General features: G+C 44.0%; 20 protein-coding genes. 11 read left to right on the top strand and 9 right to left on the bottom strand.

Translation table 11 applies throughout. From position 1 onward, the window contains the following. Positions 1-3 precede the first annotated feature (3 nt). The 5 genes from ccoS (at position 4) to ttcA (ending at position 3873) form a co-directional block, all read left to right on the top strand. Positions 4-165: a cbb3-type cytochrome oxidase assembly protein CcoS gene (gene ccoS / locus RJD38_RS14120; RefSeq protein WP_005597959.1), complete on the top strand. Its 162-nt coding sequence runs from the start codon at positions 4-6 to the stop codon at positions 163-165. Beyond that, positions 162-827: a sulfite exporter TauE/SafE family protein gene (locus RJD38_RS14115; RefSeq protein WP_367971370.1), complete on the top strand. Its 666-nt coding sequence runs from the start codon at positions 162-164 to the stop codon at positions 825-827. Before ccoS ends, RJD38_RS14115 begins: the two co-directional genes overlap by 4 nt. A gap of 97 nt (positions 828-924) precedes the next feature. Beyond that, on the top strand, positions 925-1671 hold the full coding sequence (locus RJD38_RS14110; protein WP_005597962.1) for an FNR family transcription factor: 747 nt from the start codon (positions 925-927) through the stop codon (positions 1669-1671). Positions 1672-1823: 152 nt separating this feature from the next. After that, positions 1824-2771 carry a universal stress protein UspE gene (gene uspE / locus RJD38_RS14105; protein WP_005597964.1) on the top strand — a complete coding sequence of 316 codons (948 nt, stop codon included), beginning with the start codon at positions 1824-1826 and terminating at the stop codon, positions 2769-2771. Between the two features lie 169 nt (positions 2772-2940). Further along, entirely contained in the window at positions 2941-3873 is a 933-nt protein-coding gene (ttcA, locus tag RJD38_RS14100) for a tRNA 2-thiocytidine(32) synthetase TtcA (protein ID WP_005597965.1), read from the top strand. Between the two features lie 126 nt (positions 3874-3999). Here ttcA and RJD38_RS14095 read toward each other — a convergent pair whose 3' ends face one another. Genes RJD38_RS14095 through RJD38_RS14085 form a run of 3 tightly spaced genes read right to left on the bottom strand, consistent with a single transcriptional unit; the run spans position 4000 to position 6276 of the window. Next, positions 4000-4659, bottom strand: coding sequence for a DUF2987 domain-containing protein (locus tag RJD38_RS14095; protein WP_065545290.1), 660 nt, complete (start codon positions 4657-4659; stop codon positions 4000-4002). Continuing rightward, on the bottom strand, positions 4659-5486 hold the full coding sequence (locus RJD38_RS14090; RefSeq protein ID WP_065545291.1) for a glucosaminidase domain-containing protein: 828 nt from the start codon (positions 5484-5486) through the stop codon (positions 4659-4661). Before RJD38_RS14090 ends, RJD38_RS14095 begins: the two co-directional genes overlap by 1 nt. Then, the gene (locus tag RJD38_RS14085) at positions 5479-6276 is read right to left on the bottom strand and encodes a hypothetical protein (RefSeq protein ID WP_005597971.1); all 798 of its coding nucleotides are present in this window, start codon (positions 6274-6276) and stop codon (positions 5479-5481) included. Before RJD38_RS14085 ends, RJD38_RS14090 begins: the two co-directional genes overlap by 8 nt. A 429-nt stretch (positions 6277-6705) precedes the next feature. Between RJD38_RS14085 and potA the strand changes: the two genes are divergently transcribed. The 5 genes from potA (at position 6706) to RJD38_RS14060 (ending at position 11794) form a co-directional block, all read left to right on the top strand. After that, positions 6706-7836, top strand: a complete 1131-nt coding sequence (gene potA / locus RJD38_RS14080; protein ID WP_005597973.1) for a spermidine/putrescine ABC transporter ATP-binding protein PotA — start codon at positions 6706-6708, stop codon at positions 7834-7836. Next, entirely contained in the window at positions 7820-8677 is an 858-nt protein-coding gene (gene potB, locus RJD38_RS14075) for a spermidine/putrescine ABC transporter permease PotB (RefSeq protein WP_174269661.1), read from the top strand. Before potA ends, potB begins: the two co-directional genes overlap by 17 nt. After that, complete coding sequence (potC, locus tag RJD38_RS14070) at positions 8677-9447, top strand: spermidine/putrescine ABC transporter permease PotC (RefSeq protein WP_005597977.1); 771 nt, start codon at positions 8677-8679, stop codon at positions 9445-9447. Before potB ends, potC begins: the two co-directional genes overlap by 1 nt. 97 nt (positions 9448-9544) lie before the next feature. After that, positions 9545-10579 carry an extracellular solute-binding protein gene (locus tag RJD38_RS14065; protein ID WP_005597979.1) on the top strand — a complete coding sequence of 345 codons (1035 nt, stop codon included), beginning with the start codon at positions 9545-9547 and terminating at the stop codon, positions 10577-10579. Positions 10580-10756: 177 nt separating this feature from the next. Then, positions 10757-11794 (top strand): extracellular solute-binding protein, encoded by a 1038-nt coding sequence (locus RJD38_RS14060; RefSeq protein ID WP_005597982.1) that lies wholly within the window; start codon positions 10757-10759, stop codon positions 11792-11794. Positions 11795-11896: 102 nt separating this feature from the next. On the opposite strand, the gene cobB is transcribed toward RJD38_RS14060, so the two are convergent. Then, a complete protein-coding gene (cobB, locus tag RJD38_RS14055; protein ID WP_005597984.1) occupies positions 11897-12631 on the bottom strand; it encodes a Sir2 family NAD+-dependent deacetylase in 735 nt (244 codons plus the stop codon). A gap of 120 nt (positions 12632-12751) precedes the next feature. Between cobB and RJD38_RS14050 the strand changes: the two genes are divergently transcribed. Continuing rightward, the gene (locus RJD38_RS14050; RefSeq protein ID WP_005597986.1) at positions 12752-12931 is read left to right on the top strand and encodes a hypothetical protein; all 180 of its coding nucleotides are present in this window, start codon (positions 12752-12754) and stop codon (positions 12929-12931) included. Positions 12932-12994: 63 nt separating this feature from the next. On the opposite strand, the gene RJD38_RS14045 is transcribed toward RJD38_RS14050, so the two are convergent. The 5 genes from RJD38_RS14045 to RJD38_RS14025 all read right to left on the bottom strand — a co-directional run bounded on the left by RJD38_RS14045 (position 12995) and on the right by RJD38_RS14025 (position 19579). After that, entirely contained in the window at positions 12995-14215 is a 1221-nt protein-coding gene (locus RJD38_RS14045; protein ID WP_065545292.1) for an ammonium transporter, read from the bottom strand. Between the two features lie 418 nt (positions 14216-14633). Continuing rightward, positions 14634-15050, bottom strand: coding sequence for a hypothetical protein (locus RJD38_RS14040; RefSeq protein ID WP_005599029.1), 417 nt, complete (start codon positions 15048-15050; stop codon positions 14634-14636). Then, the gene (locus RJD38_RS14035; RefSeq protein WP_005599031.1) at positions 15034-16089 is read right to left on the bottom strand and encodes a formate dehydrogenase subunit gamma; all 1056 of its coding nucleotides are present in this window, start codon (positions 16087-16089) and stop codon (positions 15034-15036) included. The genes RJD38_RS14040 and RJD38_RS14035 overlap by 17 nt, the downstream gene beginning before the upstream one ends. Before the next feature lie 14 nt (positions 16090-16103). Continuing rightward, positions 16104-16712, bottom strand: coding sequence for a formate dehydrogenase FDH3 subunit beta (gene fdh3B, locus RJD38_RS14030; protein WP_005599033.1), 609 nt, complete (start codon positions 16710-16712; stop codon positions 16104-16106). Positions 16713-16723: 11 nt separating this feature from the next. Beyond that, entirely contained in the window at positions 16724-19579 is a 2856-nt protein-coding gene (locus RJD38_RS14025) for a formate dehydrogenase subunit alpha (protein ID WP_065545293.1), read from the bottom strand. Positions 19580-19585 lie beyond the last annotated feature (6 nt).

The raw sequence follows: 19585 nt of genomic DNA, 5'->3' as shown, positions 1-19585 counted from the left end.
ACTATGGAAAGCCTCTATATATTAATTCCGATTGCGATCGTCTTGGTTTGTGTCGCGGTGGGTATATTTCTTTGGGCGGTTAAAAGTGAACAGTTCGAGGATTTAGAGCGTCAAGGACACAATATCCTTTTTGATGAAGATGAAAAGGATCAGCCTAAAAAATGAGTGCTGATTTCGTCGCCGCCTTTATGATTGGTCTAATTGGTTCCGGTCACTGCATGGGTATGTGTGGTGGTGTGGCATCCCTGCTGTCAATGGGAAATGGACAACCATCTAAGATCATTCCGCTGTTTTATAATTTGGGCCGAATCTCCAGTTACGCATTATTCGGTGGTTTAATCGGTGGCGCGGTTTCCACCATTGCAGAAGTGGCCAGCCTTAACCATAGCTTTGCGTGGTTACGTCTTCTTGCGGCACTATTTATGGTTTTGCTCGCTTGCTATATTGGTCGTTGGTGGCAAGGCCTACTCATCGTTGAGAATCTGGGGAAGAAGTTGTGGCAATACATCTCACCGATGAGTAAAAAACTGTTACCCATTAGCAATCCGTACCAAGCTGGCGCCTTTGGCTTTTTATGGGGATGGCTACCCTGTGGCTTAGTTTATTCCACTCTAACTTGGGCGGTGGTTTCTGGAAGTAGCCTTAATGGCGCGTTGATTATGGCGGCGTTTGGCTTGGGAACTTTACCCGCGATGCTGATGGTTGGTTATGGGTCAACGTATTTACACAAACTGCAACAATCTACGGTTTTTCGAAACATCGCCGCGATCACAATATTGGGTTATGGGCTATATACTGCATATGGTGCGATGCGTTTACTGGCTTAGAGTTGATAGATTACTGTTTTTAAGCATCTTTTTTCACTACCTTTTATCCTTTAGCGGTGATAAAATATTGATGTATATCAAATAGTGAAAGGTTGTTATGATTTCTGAAAAGCCTGCAAAACGCATTCAATCCGGTGGTTGTGCTATCCACTGTCAAGATTGCAGCATTAGTCAGCTATGCATTCCGTTTACGCTAAATGAGAGCGAGTTAGACCAACTTGATCAGATCATTGAGCGTAAAAAGCCAATTCAAAAAGGCCAAGAACTATTTAAAGCTGGCGACGAATTGAAGTCGCTGTATGCGATTCGTTCAGGAACCATTAAGAGCTACACCATTACAGAGCAAGGTGACGAGCAAATTACCGCCTTCCATTTGGCTGGTGATCTCGTTGGGTTTGATGCCATTACCGATGATAGCCACCCAAGCTTCGCACAAGCGCTTGAAACATCAATGGTTTGTGAGATCCCTTACGAAATTCTTGATGACTTGTCTGGTAAGATGCCAAAACTACGTCAACAAATCATGCGATTGATGAGTAGTGAAATAAAAGGCGATCAAGAAATGATCCTGTTACTTTCGAAGAAAAACGCGGAAGAACGATTGGCAGCATTTTTGTATAACCTTTCAACGCGCTTTTCACAGCGTGGCTTTAGTCCAAGAGAATTTCGCCTTACCATGACTCGTGGTGACATCGGTAACTATTTGGGTCTGACGGTAGAGACGATCAGTCGCCTACTTGGCCGATTCCAAAAGTCAGAAATCTTGAGCGTTAAAGGTAAATACATCACTATTCTTGATCACGACGCCCTAATGCAACTGGCTGGCGTTTCGACAGAATCGTAATAACTTCAATGATGTAGCTCTAAACTGAGCTACATCATAAAATCCCAATCTCGACACAACTTTTCCTAATAATTCCCTCTCAACTGCGCTAAAGTAATCTTGTCGGCCCAAGTGACTTAGGTATAAGTCTCCTCAGCTTTAAGGAGTTTGCTATGAGTATCTATAATAACATCCTAGTCGTTGCCAATATTAATAGCGATGATCAACCAGCGCTCGCGCGAGCAATGCAATTAGCTGCCAAAAGCCGCTCTCGCAGCCGTATTACGTTTTTCTTGTCAATCTACGACTTCTCTTACGACATGACTTCCATGCTCTCTATGGATGAGCGTGATGCTATGCGTCGTGGCGTAATCCATCAACGTGAACAGTGGATGCGTAGTGTTGCTGAACCATATATCAATGAAGATATTGATTTTGACGTGCGTGTGGTATGGCACAACCGCCCTTACGAAGCGATTATCGCGGAAGTTTATGCAGGCAGTCATGACATTGTGATCAAAGGTACGCGTAAACATGACGTGCTCGAGTCCGTGATCTTTACCCCAACTGATTGGCACTTATTGCGTAAATGCCCTGCTCCAGTTTTGCTGGTTAAAAATGCCGATTGGCCAGCGGATGCAAGTATTATTGCCTCTGTTCATGTTGGTTCAGAAAACGACACCCATTTAGGTCTCAATGATCTTATGGTTGAACAATTGACCTGTTTGACCGAGCGATTAGGCGCTAAACCTTATTTGATTAATGCCTACCCAGTCACGCCTGCCAATATTACCATTGAGCTACCAGAGTTTGATCCAACGACGTATACCGACGCTGTGCGCGGACATCACTTAACGGCGATGAAAGCATTGCGTCAAAAACATGGTTACGACGATGAACAAACGATAGTAGAGCAAGGCTTGCCTGAAGATATCATTCCGCAAGCTGCCAAAGAGCTTAATGCCGCAATGGTCATCATTGGCACAACTGGCCGTACCGGCCTTTCAGCGGTGTTCATTGGTAATACGGCTGAACATGTTATTGATAAAATTAATTGCGATGTTCTTGCGCTCAAACCTGAAGGTTACATCAGCCCTCTCGACCCTACGACCGCAATCTAAACACACCCATCCCCTCCAACGTGAGGGGATTTTTCTATCTTCACCAACAATAGCACTAGCATCTCAATTATTTATCCGTATCATACGCCCTTCATACCGATTTGAGCCTCATAGAGGCACAATGCAGGTATCGTTTTGTATTCAGATTACCGGATAAGACTGCGAACTAATGACCGAGCAAAATCAAGAGCGCACCAAGGCTCAACAATATAACTTCAACAAACTACAAAAGCGTATTCGCCGTAACACTGGCCAAGCGATCCAAGACTTCAACATGATTGAAGATGGCGACCGCATTATGGTTTGTCTATCAGGCGGTAAAGATAGCTTTACGATGTTGGAAATACTGATGAGCCTACAAAAAAGTGCTCCGATCTCGTTTTCGCTGGTAGCGGTTAACCTTGACCAAAAACAACCAGGTTTCCCAAGCCACATTTTACCTGAATACCTTGAATCACTAGGTGTTGAGTACAAAATTGTTGAAGAAGACACATACTCGATTGTTCAAGACAAGATCCCAGAAGGCAAGACCACTTGTTCTCTGTGTTCTCGTCTACGTCGTGGTATTTTGTATCGCACCGCGAAAGAGCTAGGTGCAACTAAGATTGCACTAGGTCATCACCGCGATGATATTCTGGAAACCTTGTTCTTAAACATGTTCCATGGCGGTAAATTAAAAGGTATGCCACCTAAGCTGGTATCAGATAACGGCGAGCACGTGGTTATTCGTCCATTGGCGTACTGTCGTGAAAAAGACATCATTAAGTATTCTGAGATGCGTGATTACCCAATCATTCCATGTAACTTGTGTGGTTCTCAGCCAAATCTACAGCGTCAAAACATTAAGCTCATGCTTAATGACTGGGATAAGCGTTTCCCTGGTCGCATCGAATCGATGTTCCGTGCGATGCAAAATGTGGTGCCAAGCCACCTTGCTGACTACAATCTATTTGATTTTAAAGCTATTGACCGTGATTCAGGCGTTATTAACGGCGGGGATATTGGCTTTGATAAAGAAGAGATGCCAGTACAAAACTTTGCTGACGAAGATAGCGTGCAGGAATTTGATCCTAGTTTGAAGTTAGATGTAACCAATATCTAAACTTTAAAAACTACGGGGTTAAAATTACAAAGGGTCGCTGATTGCGACCCTTTTTACGTTGTGACTATTGGTTTTGAATATCTTACTAGCCATGTAGGCCGCTGACGATAGAGTGATATTAGCTCTCTAGTTTGCTTTGGTGAGATAAGGTAAAACTCGTAAAGTTTCTTGCGGTAAGGTAAAGGAACCTCCTTCACCAATCTCATTCAATGTAATTTGAATTTTCCCATCGACCACTGGCTTTTGTTTGCCGTTGGAGAATTGAACTGTTGAATTCAAGTTGTTGGCGAATTCTAATGTGACTCCTTCGACCTCTGGGGTAAACCAACTTGCAAACATTCCGCCTAACTGTTCTAGGATGGATTGCATTTGTGGTAATAGCGCTTCAATTTGGCTGTATGCAACCTCACCAGAAAACGCCTGCTTGGTCATGACGACCATTGAAAAGTCACACTGTCTATCCTGAGGAGTGTCAACATAAACTAGTGGGTTAGCCTGACGTAAGTGACTATCGAGTGGTACCAATACTTCTTGAGCAGGTGAAATGACAAGATCTTCGTAATGTTCTTCTTTTTCCATCCAGGCTTTTTCGATTTTACATAGCTGCTTAGAAGCGGCATCGAGAAAAAAGAAGCCGACTTTGACATCCTCATGGCCTTCTTTGTCGTTTTGCTTCATGTGTGTATAAAGCTTTGAATAGGTAAATCGGTATTCTTGAGCTTGGCTTGGTAAAGATACAGCGCTAAACAGCGCTGCAGAAATCAGTGTGAGCGTTACTTTCTTCATTATTGTGTGAGATCGTTATAGTCTGTCCAGAACTCATCATTGTGACGGATCATCGTCTGTAAGTCCTTGACGTATGCCTCACCTCGCTCAGAGTATTTCAATAAACCGTTAGTCAAAGCAATCGCGGCCTGGGTATCAATCAAGCTCTGTTCGCCCTGTTGACGGTCAAAACGGATCTCACGCAGATCGTAATAGGCTCTATTGCGGTTAACGTTCATAAAATAGCGGTGAATCGATTCTTGTACCGAATCAAAACTAGCAACTTCATGTGACGCATCATCGTTACGTTGTAACGGAATGAGACCACAACCTTTGCTGTAACACCACTGGCCAAAATAATTATTTGCATTGGTTGCAAAACGCGAAGTGCCCCACGCTGATTCATTTGCCGCTTGAGTCATAACCAAAGATTCAGGTAACACATTAACACGGTGCAACATCTTATCGAGCCAAGCTACTGTAATGCCTTCCGTCGTTACCTCTACATCGTATAGCTTACCTAAACGCTTAGCGTAATTGTTGTCTTCGCTCGTTAACGAACCTTGCGCAAAGCGTTGAGCGACTCTCGTTAAACGGGCTCGCTCTTTTTGCACACGTTGGTTTTCAAGCTCAACGCCCGGTCTCAAGTAATCAAAAAAGGCTTGTTTCTTCTCGACAACATTGTCAAATGATGCAAAATTTGGTGCTGAGCCGACTGCTTGACCAACAAAAAGGATTTGGTTGGTCGTCCCTTGCTCAACGTCCACTGTCGGATATTCAAATCGAAACCAACCAAAGACTCCAAGACCAAAAGCCGCGGAAATTACGGCTATTTCTAACTTATGCATTAAACACCTGTGGATTGTTGTCATCATCATCTTTCGGGCGTTCAGTTGCAACTATCCTTAGCTTAATACCAAACATATTACGGTAGAGAATACCTTTCACATGGAAGAAAAATGGTAGAACGAAGATCAGCCCTAGCCCATAAAACATCGCACCTGCAATAAACATCAGCATCAACATAATGTAGATGCCTGCAAGAACGAAAATCTTCTTATTTACTGCGCGTAGTGATAGCAGCAATGATTGCATTGGTGGGATTTTCTTTTCACAAATCAGTAAAATAGAGTTACTAAACGCTAATGATAAGTAAAATGAAACAAACGGCAAAATCATGCTGGCAACGCCTTGCAGCATCAAGCTAAACAGCGTCGCTAAAATAACGGGAATAGTAAATTGTAACCCTTTCCCAATGTGACGAGGCTTGGTATTCAAGCCAGCAGAGTGGCTCATTGCCATTAAGCAAATGCCCGCGTAAATCGGCGCACTAATCACTTCATAACTAAAGTTTGCGATAAAAAGCGCTTGTACAATGTCGGGGCTAAACGCCGCTGGGTCAGCCATCGCTTTAAACAGCAATGATGGGTCACCTAGTTGCAGTTTCAGTGCGATGTAGAAAATCGCTAACTGTACAAACATCAAAATGATGATGGCTGGAGAGAACGATAAGAAGTTCTTAATCGTACACTCCCAAGCTTCACGAAATACTTCTCCGGCTTTCAAGTCGTACTGGCCGGTGATTGCGCGTTCTACGCTCCCGCCCAAGTTAAAGTCTTTCTCAATATCATTGTTCATTGTTTAATCCGGTGTTTTCTTCGTTATATCGGCTGACGATTGCTGAGCAAAATACCGCGGATACTGTTCTTGTAGCAAATATAACGCTGTAACCAAAAATTGCGGTGGTGGACATTATACGCAAAGCGGCCCAACACTCACATCGAATCTGCTTTCTACTCTTGCTTTATTGCCTATTTGGCTGATAATTAACCCGCAAAGCCAAAAAAAGCGCATCATTCGCTGGCGATCACGCCGCAAACTGCCGAATGCTTTAAATAAGCAAATCGTATAAAAACAGTATGGTAAATAATGTTTACTTTTACCTGTAAAATTTTTTAGGCCGTTAGGTAAGAAAATGCTTTGAATTCACACTTTTGGTGATTATGATGCGCGCCTCTATTTGTGTAACTACAGGCCATTGACGGAAATGAGTTTAAAATGGCCGATGTGGGAGAAAAACAGACGTTGAACAAACAAACAGCAGAGCAACCGGTTATCCGTTTAACTGGTATTAGTAAGAGTTTCGATGACAAGGAGATCATCGGTAATCTTAACCTTGATGTTAACCACGGTGAATTTTTAACAATTCTTGGTCCATCAGGTTGTGGTAAAACCACCGTTCTTAGGATGATCGCAGGTTTTGAAACCGCGGATAATGGTAGCATTATCTTAGATGGCCAGAACGTTACTGAAGTTCCTGCTGAGCAGAGACATGTCAACACTGTGTTCCAGAGTTACGCGCTATTCCCTCATATGACCGTATATGAGAATGTTGCGTTTGGCTTGCGCATGCAGAAAGTTCCTAATGCTGAGATTGAACCTCGCGTTATGGAAGCATTGCGTATGGTTCGCCTAGAAAAAATGGCGCAACGTAAGCCGCACCAACTCTCTGGTGGTCAACAACAACGTATTGCGATTGCGCGCGCTGTTGTGAACAAACCTAAAGTACTGCTTCTTGATGAATCGCTATCAGCACTGGATTACAAACTACGTAAACAGATGCAAATCGAACTTAAGCAGCTACAGCGTCAACTTGGTATTACCTTTATCTTCGTTACTCACGACCAAGAAGAAGCGTTGTCGATGTCTGACCGTATCATTGTGATGCGTGATGGCGTGATCGAACAAGACGGTTCTCCACGTGAAATTTATGAAGAGCCGAAGAACCTATTCGTTGCTCGCTTCATCGGTGAAATCAACGTATTCAACACTACGATGCTAGAACGCATCGACGACAAGCGTATTCGTGCGCAAATCGAAGGTGTTGAGTCTGTGGTTTACTACGAGAAAGAAGCAAACGCCGGTGACAAACTGCAAGTGCTACTCCGCCCAGAAGATCTTCGTATTGAAGAGATCAAAGAGTCTGAGCAAGAAGGCATTGTGGGTTATGTAACTGAACGTACCTACAAAGGTATGACGCTTGATTCTGTGATTGAACTTGAATCTGGCATGCGTGTAATGGTTAGTGAATTCTTCAACGAAGATGATCCAGATGTGGATCACTCACTAGGCCAAAAGGTGGCAATTACCTGGGTTGAAAGCTGGGAGGTGGTACTAAATGATGAGCAAGAAATTTAATCTTCAGAATGCGATCATCACACTGATTGTTACGTGGTTAGCACTGTTTGTACTAATCCCGAACTTAATGATCATTGGTACCAGTTTCCTAACCCGTGATGAAGCAAACCTAATCGACATGACGTTTACATTGGACAACTATATTCGTTTAGTTGACCCTCTGTATGCCAAAGTGCTGATGCACTCTTTTTACATGGCGATTGTTGCAACCCTATTGTGTTTAGTGATTGGTTACCCATTCGCTTATATCGTCGCGAAGATGCCACACAAATGGCGTCCGTTTATGTTGTTTCTGGTTATCGTACCGTTTTGGACTAACTCGCTGATCCGTACTTACGGCCTTAAAATCGTGTTAGGCACACAAGGTATCTTGAATAAGTCTCTGATGGCGATGGAAATCATCGATAAGCCATTACGACTTATGTATACAGAAACGGCTGTAATGATTGGCTTGGTGTACATCTTATTGCCATTTATGATTTTACCGCTTTACAGTGCGATCGAAAAACTCGACAACACTTACCTTGAAGCGGCAAAAGATTTAGGTGCTAACAAATTCCAAACTATCACTCGCGTGATTCTGCCACTTACGATGCCTGGCATCATCGGTGGTTGTTTATTGGTACTGCTCCCTGCCCTTGGTATGTTCTACATCTCAGATCTTTTGGGCGGTGCGAAGAACCTTCTAATTGGTAACGTGATTAAGAGCCAAGTACTGAACGCGCGTGATTGGCCATTTGGCGCAGCAACCAGTATTGCGTTAACTGTTGCAATGGCGATTATGCTTTATGCCTACTACAGAGCGGGTAAATTGTTGAACAAGAAAGTGGAGCTAGACTAATGGGACGTACAGTTAGATTTAGCTTTATGGCGCTGGTATATGCATTTCTATACTTGCCAATCATCGTTTTAATCGTTAACTCATTCAATGCTAACCGTTTTGGCATGAAATGGGGTGGATTCACCACTAAGTGGTACGAGACGTTAGTTAACAACGACAGTTTAATGCAGGCTGCTTGGCACTCTTTAAACGTGGCGGTGTTTTCTGCAACAGCTGCTACAATTATTGGTAGCTTAACGGCGGTTGCTCTATTCCGTTACTCTTTCAAGGGTAAAGGCCTAGTAAATGGCATGCTGTTCGTTGTGATGATGTCACCTGATATCGTTATGGCGATCTCGCTGCTGGCGTTGTTCCTCGTTATGGGCGCGCAACTTGGATTCTTAACCCTGCTTGTGGCACACATTACCTTCTGTTTGCCATTCGTAGTGGTTACGGTTTACAGCCGTCTTAACGGTTTCGATGTAAAAATGTTGGAAGCGGCAAAAGACTTGGGCGCAAGTGAATGGGTCATTCTAAAGCAGATCATCCTACCCCTTGCTAAGCCAGCGGTAGCAGCTGGTTGGTTGCTCAGTTTTACCTTGTCTCTTGATGACGTAATCATCAGTTCATTTGTAACTGGTCCAACATATGAAATTTTGCCATTGAAGATCTACTCAATGGTCAAAGTGGGCATCTCTCCAGAGGTGAATGCCCTAGCAACAGTCATGCTGATTGTCTCTTTAGCTCTTGTAGTAACTTCGCAGTTGCTTGCACGAGAAAAAGTAAAGTAGAATCGCAGGCTTTTCACGAAACAGAATGGCAAAGCCATTCTGTTTTTATATAGACGCTCGATATAACGAGCAACGTTTGGTTTGGAGACTAACGTCGATGAAAAAATGGGCTACTCTATTAGCTGGTAGTGCATGTGCGCTTTCACTGTTCTCTGGTTCAGTTGCAGCGGACGAAAACAAAGAATTGGTATTTATGAACTGGGGTCCTTACATTAATAGTAATATCCTAGAACAATTTACCGAAGAAACTGGCATCAAGGTTATCTACTCGACTTATGAGTCGAATGAAACTTTGTACGCGAAGCTAAAGACCCATAACCAAGGTTATGATCTTGTCGTTCCTTCTACGTATTTCGTTGCGAAAATGCGTGATGAAGGCATGCTACAAAAGATCGACAAGTCAAAGCTGACTAACTTGAAAAATCTAGATGCTAACTACCTAGATAAACCATTTGATCCAAACAACGACTACTCTATTCCACACGTTGTTGCGATCACAGGTCTTGCAGTTAATACCGATATGTACGATCCAAACGACTTCCAAAGCTGGGCTGATCTATGGAACCCTGAGCTTGAAGGTCAAGTAATGCTAATGGACGATACTCGTGAAGTATTCCACATTGCACTGCGCAAATTGGGCTACTCTGGTAACTCAACAGATCCAAAACAAATCGACGAAGCATACGCTGAACTTCAAAAGTTAATGCCAAACGTTCTACTGTTCAACTCTGACAACCCAGGCGCTCCTTACATGTCTGGTGAAGTTGGTGTTGGTATGCTTTGGAACGGGTCTGCTGCGGCGGCGCAAAAAGAAGGTCTACCACTTAAACTTGTGTTCCCTAAAGAAGGCGGTATCGGTTGGGTAGATAACTTTGCAATCTCTTCTGGTGCGAAAAACGTAGAAGCAGCTCATAAGATGATCGACTTCCTACTTCGTCCAGAAATCGCTGAGCAGATTTCTAGCGACACGGGTTACCTAACAGCTGTTAAAGCGTCTAACGACAAGTTCCAAGACGTTGCACCGCTGTTCCCATCTCAAGAAGATCTTGACCGCGTAGAATGGCAAGACTCTGTAGGTGATTTGACTGTGAAGTACGAAGATTACTTCCTTAAGCTTAAAGCTGGTCAATAATCCAGATTGAAACAATAAAATAGGCAGCATTCGCTGCCTATTTTTATTTTGTGCTGATATAATCACGCCTGCTAATTTTCTCATTTAGCAATAAACAACTTTTTATACTCAATACTACTCAGAGGATGTTATCAGGATTGATAATGTGCTGATTTAGTAGGATAAAACGGAAATATAATGAAAAGTAAAATCTATGCAGGCGCATTATGCGCAGCTAGCCTATTCGCCACCTCAGCGATGGCTGCTGATCAAGAACTTTACTTCTACAACTGGTCTGAATACATTCCAAACGAAGTTCTTGAAGACTTTACAAAAGAAACTGGTATCAAGGTAATCTACTCTACGTACGAATCTAACGAAAGTATGTACGCGAAGTTGAAAACTCAAGGTGCTGGCTATGACTTGGTAGTACCGTCTACTTATTTTGTATCAAAGATGCGCAAAGAAGGCATGTTACAAAAAATTGACCAGTCAAAGCTGTCACACTTCGCAGATCTAGATACAAACTTCTTAAACAAACCTTTTGACCCAAACAATAGCTACTCTATCCCTTACATCTGGGGGGCGACCGGTATTGGTATCAACTCAGACATGCTAGACAAATCATCTGTATCAAAATGGGGGGATTTCTGGGACAGCAAATGGGAAGGTCAATTAATGCTGATGGACGATTCACGTGAAGTGTTCCATATTGCATTAACTAAACTAGGTTACTCACCAAACACGACGAACCCTGACGAGATCAAAGCCGCTTACGAAGAGCTTAAAAAGCTAATGCCTAACGTATTAGTATTTAACTCAGACTTCCCTGCTAACCCATACCTTGCCGGTGAAGTTTCACTAGGCATGCTTTGGAATGGCTCTGCTTACATGGCTCGTCAAGAAGGTGGCAAGATCGACATCATTTGGCCAGAAAAAGGCGCTATCTTCTGGATGGACAGCCTAGCAATCCCAGCAGGTGCAAAAAACGCGGGCGCGGCACACAAGATGATCGACTTCCTACTACGTCCTGAGAATGCAGCTAAAATCGCACTAGAGATTGGTTACCCTACTCCAGTGAAAACAGCTCACCAGCTACTTCCAGAAGATTTTGCAAACGATCCAAGCATCTTCCCTCCACAAGAAGTAATGGATACCGGCGTATGGCAAGATGAAGTCGGTGAAGCAAGTGTGCTTTACGACGAATACTTCCAAAAACTAAAGGTTGATAACTAATCTTGTTTATTGGATAAAAAAGAAAAGCGGCTTGAAGCCGCTTTTTTTATTTGAATGCAAATCATCGATCTTAAGACATCGCTACACGATGCGAACAATACCTTATATCACGCTCTTAATATCTGAGACTGCAAGTAGCTCTTCAACTAAGCGCGGCACTTCCACACTCGCTTTACCATAACGCTTTTCTTCAAACTCACTTTCAACTGCACTGGGTTCTAAATTGATTTCGATGGTGTGTGCGCCATGCATACGTGCATCGTGAACAAAACCCGCAGCGGGATAGACAACACCGGATGTGCCAATTGAAATGAACAGATCAGCCTTTTCTATCGCCGCGTAAATGTCACCCATTCTTAACGGCATTTCACCAAACCAAACAATGTGAGGTCGCATCTGTGCTGGGATCTGGCAACAATGACACAGCTCGCCAGTTTCAATGTTGCCCGTATGCTCAATCACTTGATTCGATTCACTGCAGCGTGCCTTCAATAACTCGCCATGCATATGGATAATATTTTGGCTACCACCACGCTCATGCAAGTTATCAATATTTTGCGTAATCACCGTTACAGAGCCATCTAACTGTTGTTCTAACTGGCCTAAAGCGATATGAGCGGCGTTGGGTGTCACGCCCTCACCTTGCAGCTTTTTGCGGCGTTGATTATAGAAGTCCTGGACTAAATCAGGATCACGCTCAAACCCTTCCGGAGTCGCCACGTCTTCTATACGATGATTTTCCCATAGGCCATCTTGGGCACGAAACGTTTGAATTCCAGACTCGGCTGAGATACCTGCACCAGTTAGTACTACAATATTTCTATAAGGGAAATTCATAACCATTCCTTGTCATTCTTTTTCTTAAGCTTAACACTGAAAGAATAACTACAGTAGTAATATGGATTAGACCATGGTCGTATGAATTCAGGTTTGATTTGATTTTTGTGAGGATAAACAATGATAAAAGCATCTCTAGTGCTACTAATGCTGATTAGCTTAGCGGGCTGTCAACTGACCAAAGTTGAAGGTGAAATTGATGATGTTGAAGTAAAAGTAAGTACAAAAGACAGTGATAAGCGCCATGACGGCGACTACAAATTCTGCCCACCTGGACAAGCTAAAAAAGGCAATTGCTAAGAGTGGCATAATCTGACGTACTGCCACTCTTTTTAGACATATAACTAAGAGGTCAAAATTCGTTTAGTCTTCATTGGTAGACGAAATCTTATGAATCGATAGGTCGGCCCCATTAAACTCTTCTTCTTCCGACAATCGCAAACCAGTTACGGCGTTGATCGCACCATAAACTGCAAGTGCACCTAGTACAGCAACGCCGATGCCTAACGCCGTTCCTAACAGTTGTACTGTCAAGCTAACACCACCTAACCCTCCGAATGCCGTTTGGCCAAAGATGCCCGCAGCAATTCCACCCCACGCACCGCACACACCATGTAGGGGCCAAACACCAAGTACATCATCGATCTTGGTTTTATTCTGCAGGTAGGTAAATAGATAAACAAACAACACGCCAGCAACCATCCCCGTAGCCAAAGCACCAATAGGATGCATTAGATCTGAACCAGCACAGACTGCCACCAAGCCGGCTAGTGGGCCATTATGAATAAAGCCAGGGTCATTTTTACCCGCGATTAATGACGCAACGATACCGCCAACCATCGCCATTAATGAGTTCATCGCCACAAGTCCACTAATGCCTTCCAGCGTTTGCGCTGACATAACATTAAAGCCAAACCAGCCCACCGAAAGAATCCATGCACCTAGCGCCAAAAATGGGATATTTGAAGGTACGAAGTTGGTGTGCTTACCAGCGCGAATCCGGCCTTTACGCATGCCTAAGAAAATGACTGCAACGAGAGCAATCCAGCCACCGACCCCATGCACCACGACCGAGCCGGCAAAATCATGAAATGCAGCACTAAACTCAGCTTCAAACCAAGCCTGCACGCCAAAGTTACCATTCCAAATCATGCCTTCAAAGAATGGGTAAACCAATCCAACGGTAAAAAATGTCGCAATTAACACCGGATAAAAGCGCGCACGTTCAGCAATACCACCTGAAACGATCGCAGGAATAGCCGCGGCAAAGGTAAGTAAAAAGAAAAACTTAACCAACTCGTAACCGTTACCTTGAGATAACGTTTCTGCATCAGCAAAAAAAGTGCCTCCATAGGCGACCCAATAACCGATAAAGAAATAAGCGAGTGCGGAAATGCCGAAATCGGCGATAATTTTAACCAAGGCGTTGACCTGATTTTTTTGGCGCACCGTTCCCACTTCAAGAAACGCAAAGCCTGCATGCATCAAAAAAACCATAATCGCGCCAAGTAATAAAAATAGCGTATCAGAACTTTGAGTCAGTGTTTGTACAGCGCCATTTACTTGGCTGGCAGTTACACTCATTATTTTTCTCCATCATTTAATCACGCACTAATCCTGTGCAAACTAAACCTGTTTCACCAAACTGGTAACAATAGGTAGTTAGTGACAAACAGAGCAAATTGTATTCCAATTGTTAACAAGGATACCCTTAACTTAAATAATCCATTTATATCAAAGTATTAGCCTAGTTGGCGTAACAATACTGAACCTTTTAGAATACTATGCATGCACTGTTATGGTGAGATGACACTAAGATGGTGCACGTAGTTTGTGCATTGATGGAATGTTTTAGCATGGTTAAGATCATGAGAAGCATGTGAAACGTACTTAGACAAAGAGATAAAAAGATGAATAGCCACATGGACGAATTCAATATGTCGGCATAAAAAAAGCCAGTCTAATTAGACTGGCTTTTACTATTTACCGCTAGATCTATCGTTTACAGGTTTGGACCTGTTGATGGACGATGTAGCTGGTTATTTTTCAGTTGACGCATACCTTGTAGCATACGCTTAAACCAAACAAGAATCGCTAAGCCCGCCAATACCATGCCAATGATAGGGATTACGTAAGCAACCTTATCCAGCAAGTTACTGTGGTACCAGTAATCCTCAATACCCGCTAACACACCATTTGTCGTCGCCACGGTAACAATTAATACGACAAAGAACGTTAGGAAAAGAAAGAAGTTACGGATCAAACCATAGTAATGTGAATTAATCACTTCACCATCTTCATTTTTATCCAAACGATAACCTGCGTAAACAATCGCCATTACACCAGAAATCAAAAAGGTAAATGGTGTTAGAAAGCTAAGGAAATACGCGACCCAAATACCATTATGATGCTTGTTCATCGCTCTTCGCTCCTTTTGCTAGTCCATTGTCCTGCTGTGACGCTGCATCTGGCATCGCTTCGTTCGATTTCACTTCAGCATACCAAAGGTCATGGTGCTCTTTTGCCCACGTTTCATCAACTTCACCGGTTACCATACCTTCAAGTGCACCTTCCATACCGAATAGACCGATATAGATGTGGAAGATAAAGCCACAGATCAAGATAAGAGCCGATAGCATATGTACAAGGTTAGAAATTTCCATATCACGACGAGTTTGGTCGAAAATTGGGAAATCCAGCACCAAGCCACTTAATGCAACCGTTGCACCAAAGACAATCAACAACCAGTAAATCGCCTTCTCACCACCATTTGAGAAACCAGCAGATGGATGCGTACCTTTATGTTTACCAACCATGCCGCCCATTTTCATGAACCAACGCATGTCTGTCATATTCGGTATAGATTTACGCCACCATTTCAGCAGAACAAACGTCAACAGAATAAAGAACAGTGGACCAACATAGTTATGGTATTGTTTTGCCAACATAATGACAAAACCCCAGAACTCAGTAGGGACATATGGTTTGAGGAAGTGCTTACCGTATACCAGCATCAGACCGCTAAAGGCCAATGTTAAGAAGGTAAACGCCATACTCCAGTGCAATGCACGATCCCAGCGTGACCAACGCTTCATCTTTTTGCCAGTGCGCGGCTTGCTTAGCATCAATGGGCCAACGAAAACGTAAGCCATGATAACCATCATAATACTACCGAAGATGGCAACTGCGCCGGCTGGCGACATCCACTTCTCTTTCAGTACATACCATGTCGCACCCGGCGTACTGATCAGAACGCCATGCTCTGGTGATTTAGAGGTGGTATACCCTGCCTCACCCGCACGTACTTCCTTCCAAAAATCAGCGCCCGCAAGCTGTGTCATCTCTGTTTGATCTACTGGCGCTGACTCTTTCGCTGCCGCAGGCAGAGATAGAGCCAACGTCAGTGCTGCCAAAAATGGCAGCACAAAAAGAGATAGACGTTTAAATATAGGGGTCATATCTCTCTCCAGAGTTAACTTTTAGTCGCATCGTAAGAAAGATCGTTGCCGTCTGTCCAACCTGCGTTTTTCGCGCCACGTTCAACAACGCGCTGACGGAAGATGTCTGAAATTTTTTCAGCATCACCGGCAAGCAGTGCTTTCGTTGAACATAGTGAAGCACACATCGGTAATTTACCTTCTGCAATACGGTTAGAACCGTATAGCGCACGCTCTTTTTCAGAACCTGGTTCAGTGTTTGGACCACCGGCACAGAAAGTACACTTATCCATTTTACCACGCTCACCAAACGATTCTTGTTTAGGGAACTGAGGCGCGCCAAATGGGCAAGCAAATAGACAGTAACCACAACCGATACAAAGATCTTTATTGTGTAATACGATGCCATCTTCTGTGTGTTCGAAACAGTCCGCCGGACAAACTGCCATACAAGGCGCATCTGAACAGTGCATACATGCTACAGAGATAGAGTTTTCACCCGGCTCACCATCATTTAGGGTAACAACGCGACGGCGTTGGATACCCCATGGCACAGCTTCAGTATTTGCATTCTTACATGCAGTGACACAACCGTTACATTCGATACAGCGTTTGGTGTCACAAAGGAATTTCATTCTAGCCATTTTGGGAGTCCTTACGCTTTGCGAATATTACAGAGAGTCACTTTAGTTTCTTGCATCAAAGTGACAGGGTCATAACCGTAAGTGGTCGCCGTGTTGGCCGCCTCGCCAATTACGTAAGGAGCTGAACCTTCAGGATATTTATCAAGAAGACTCTCACCTTCGAATTTACCACCGAAGTGGAATGGCAAGAATGCAAGACCAGGCATAACACGAGGCGTTACCATCGCTTTCACCTTAATACGGCCTTTCTCTGCACCTTCAACCCAAACGTCATCGCCATCTTTGATGCCAAGGTCATTTGCGTCTTTAAGGTTAATTTCAACAAACATTTCTTGTTGAAGCTCTGCAAGCCATGGGTTAGAACGCGTTTCTTCACCACCACCTTCGTACTCAACCAAACGGCCAGAAGTTAGGATAATCGGGTATTCTTTCGATTTATCTTGTTCTTGGATTGATTTGAACAATGTTGGCAAGCGGAAAATCGCTTCTTTATCGTCCCACGTTGAATATTCAGCAAGAAGATCACGACGTGGCGTGTACAGTGGTTCACGGTGTAGAGGAACACGGTCCGGGAACGTCCATACGATTGCACGTGCTTTCGCGTTACCAAATGGGATACAACCGTGCTTAATCGCAACACGTTGAATACCACCTGAAAGATCGGTCTTCCAGTTTTTACCTTCAGCAGCGGCTTTCTCTTCTGCTGTTAGGTCATCCCACCAACCAAGCTGTTTTAGTAGCTTATCGGTAAATTCAGGGTAACCATCTTTGATTTCACAACCTTTTGAGTAGCTATCTACTGCAAGTAGGCTCTGACCTTCAAATTCAACACCAAAACGCGTACGGAAGTTACCGCCACCCTCTGCAACCGTCTTCGACGTATCGTAAAGAATGTGCGTACCAGGGTGTTTCATTTCAGGCGTACCCCAACATGGCCAAGGTAGACCGTAAGTCTCGCCATTTGCTGGGCCACCTACCGCTTCAAGCGTTGTGAAGTCGAAGGTGTGCCAGTTTTGTTGGTGCTCCTTCAAGCGTTCAGGGCTTTGACCTGTGTAACCAATTGTCCACATACCTTTGTTAAATTCGCGGGTAATGTCTTCAATAACAGGTTGATTTTTTTCAACTTTAATGTTCTTAAACAGCTGCTCAGAAATGCCTAGCTTTTGTGAAAGCAGGTACATAATTTCGTGGTCAGGTTTAGAATCAAACAATGGTTGGATCACTTGATCACGCCATTGGATTGAACGGTTTGACGCCGTCACACTACCGTGAGTTTCAAACTGAGTCGTCGCAGGAAGCAGGTAAACACCGTCAGTACGATCGTTCATTACTGCTGCTACTGTTGGATATGGGTCAACAACAACCATCATATCTAACTTCTGCATCGCTTTTTTCATCTCAGTACCACGGGTCTGAGAGTTAACAGCGTGGCCCCAGTAGAACATGGCACGAATGTTTTCGCGTTGACGGATCTTATCTTTATTCTCTAGAACGCCATCAACCCAACGAGAGACAGGAATACCTGCACTGTTCATTGGTTTTTGACCTGCGTAAGAGTTGTTGTCGAAGCGGCCGTGAACCCAGTTATAATCTAGATCCCACACTTTCGACCAGTGACGCCAAGCGCCTTCAGATAGACCGTAGTAACCTGGTAGCGTGTCAGATAGTACGCCAAGGTCAGTTGCGCCCTGTACGTTATCGTGACCACGGAAAATGTTTGCACCGCCACCTGATTTACCCATGTTACCCAGTGCAAGCTCAAGCACACAGTAAGCACGAGTGTTGTTGTTACCCGTGGTATGCTGAGTACCACCCATACACCAAACAACACAGCCAGGACGGTTTTCAGAAAGCAGTTTCGCCGTTTCGAATACTTGAGCTTCCGCTACGCCAGTAACACGCTCAACTTCTGCTGGAGTCCATTTCGCCACTTCTGCACGAATTTCATCCATACCGAATACACGTTGGTAGATAAACTCTTTATCTTCCCAATTATTCGCAAATACGTGCCATAGCACACCCCATACGAAGGCAACGTCAGTACCTGGACGAAGTGATACATAATGGTCAGCTTTCGCAGCTGTACGCGTGCGACGCGGATCAGCAACAACGATCTTACAGTTGTTCTTCTCTTTCGCGATTAAGATATGCTGCATGGCAACTGGGTGCGCTTCTGCTGGGTTTGAACCGATGAAAAGCATCGATTTACAGTTGTGCATATCATTGAATGAGTTTGTCATCGCACCGTAACCCCAAGTGTTTGCAACACCGGCTACTGTGGTTGAGTGACAAATACGCGCTTGGTGGTCAACGTTGTTGGTACCCCAAAGCGACGCCATTTTACGATACAGGTATGCCTGTTCGTTGTTGTGCTTTGCACTGCCCAAGAAGTAAACTGAGTCAGGGCCAGATTCTTCACGAATCTTAAGTGCCTGCTGGCTGATCTCTTCTAGTGCTTGTTCCCACGAAAGCTTCTTCCACTTACCGTTTTCAAGCTTCATTGGGTATTTAAGACGACGCTCACCATGGCCATGCTCGCGCAATGCTGCGCCTTTTGCACAGTGACCACCAGCGTTAAATGGGTGATCGAAGGCTGGCTCTTGGTCAGTCCATACGCCATTTTGAACTTCAGCGTAAACACCACAACCCACAGAACAGTGTGAACAGATAGTACGCTTCTGCTCTACTTTTGCTTCTGGATCGACAGTTTTCGCTTCTGCCTTTTTCATCATACCTGGTGCAAATAAACTTGCGCCAACTACCGCGCCACCAGCCGCTAATGAAGAATTTCTCATAAACGTACGGCGTGATACACCAAGTTGATTTTGCTCTTTGCTCACCGTATCGGAGCGTTTCACTAATTTCATGCGCTA

The organism is Vibrio scophthalmi, assembly GCF_040869025.1.
Lineage (GTDB): Bacteria > Pseudomonadota > Gammaproteobacteria > Enterobacterales > Vibrionaceae > Vibrio > Vibrio scophthalmi.
This window is presented reverse-complemented; position numbering and strand designations above follow the sequence as displayed.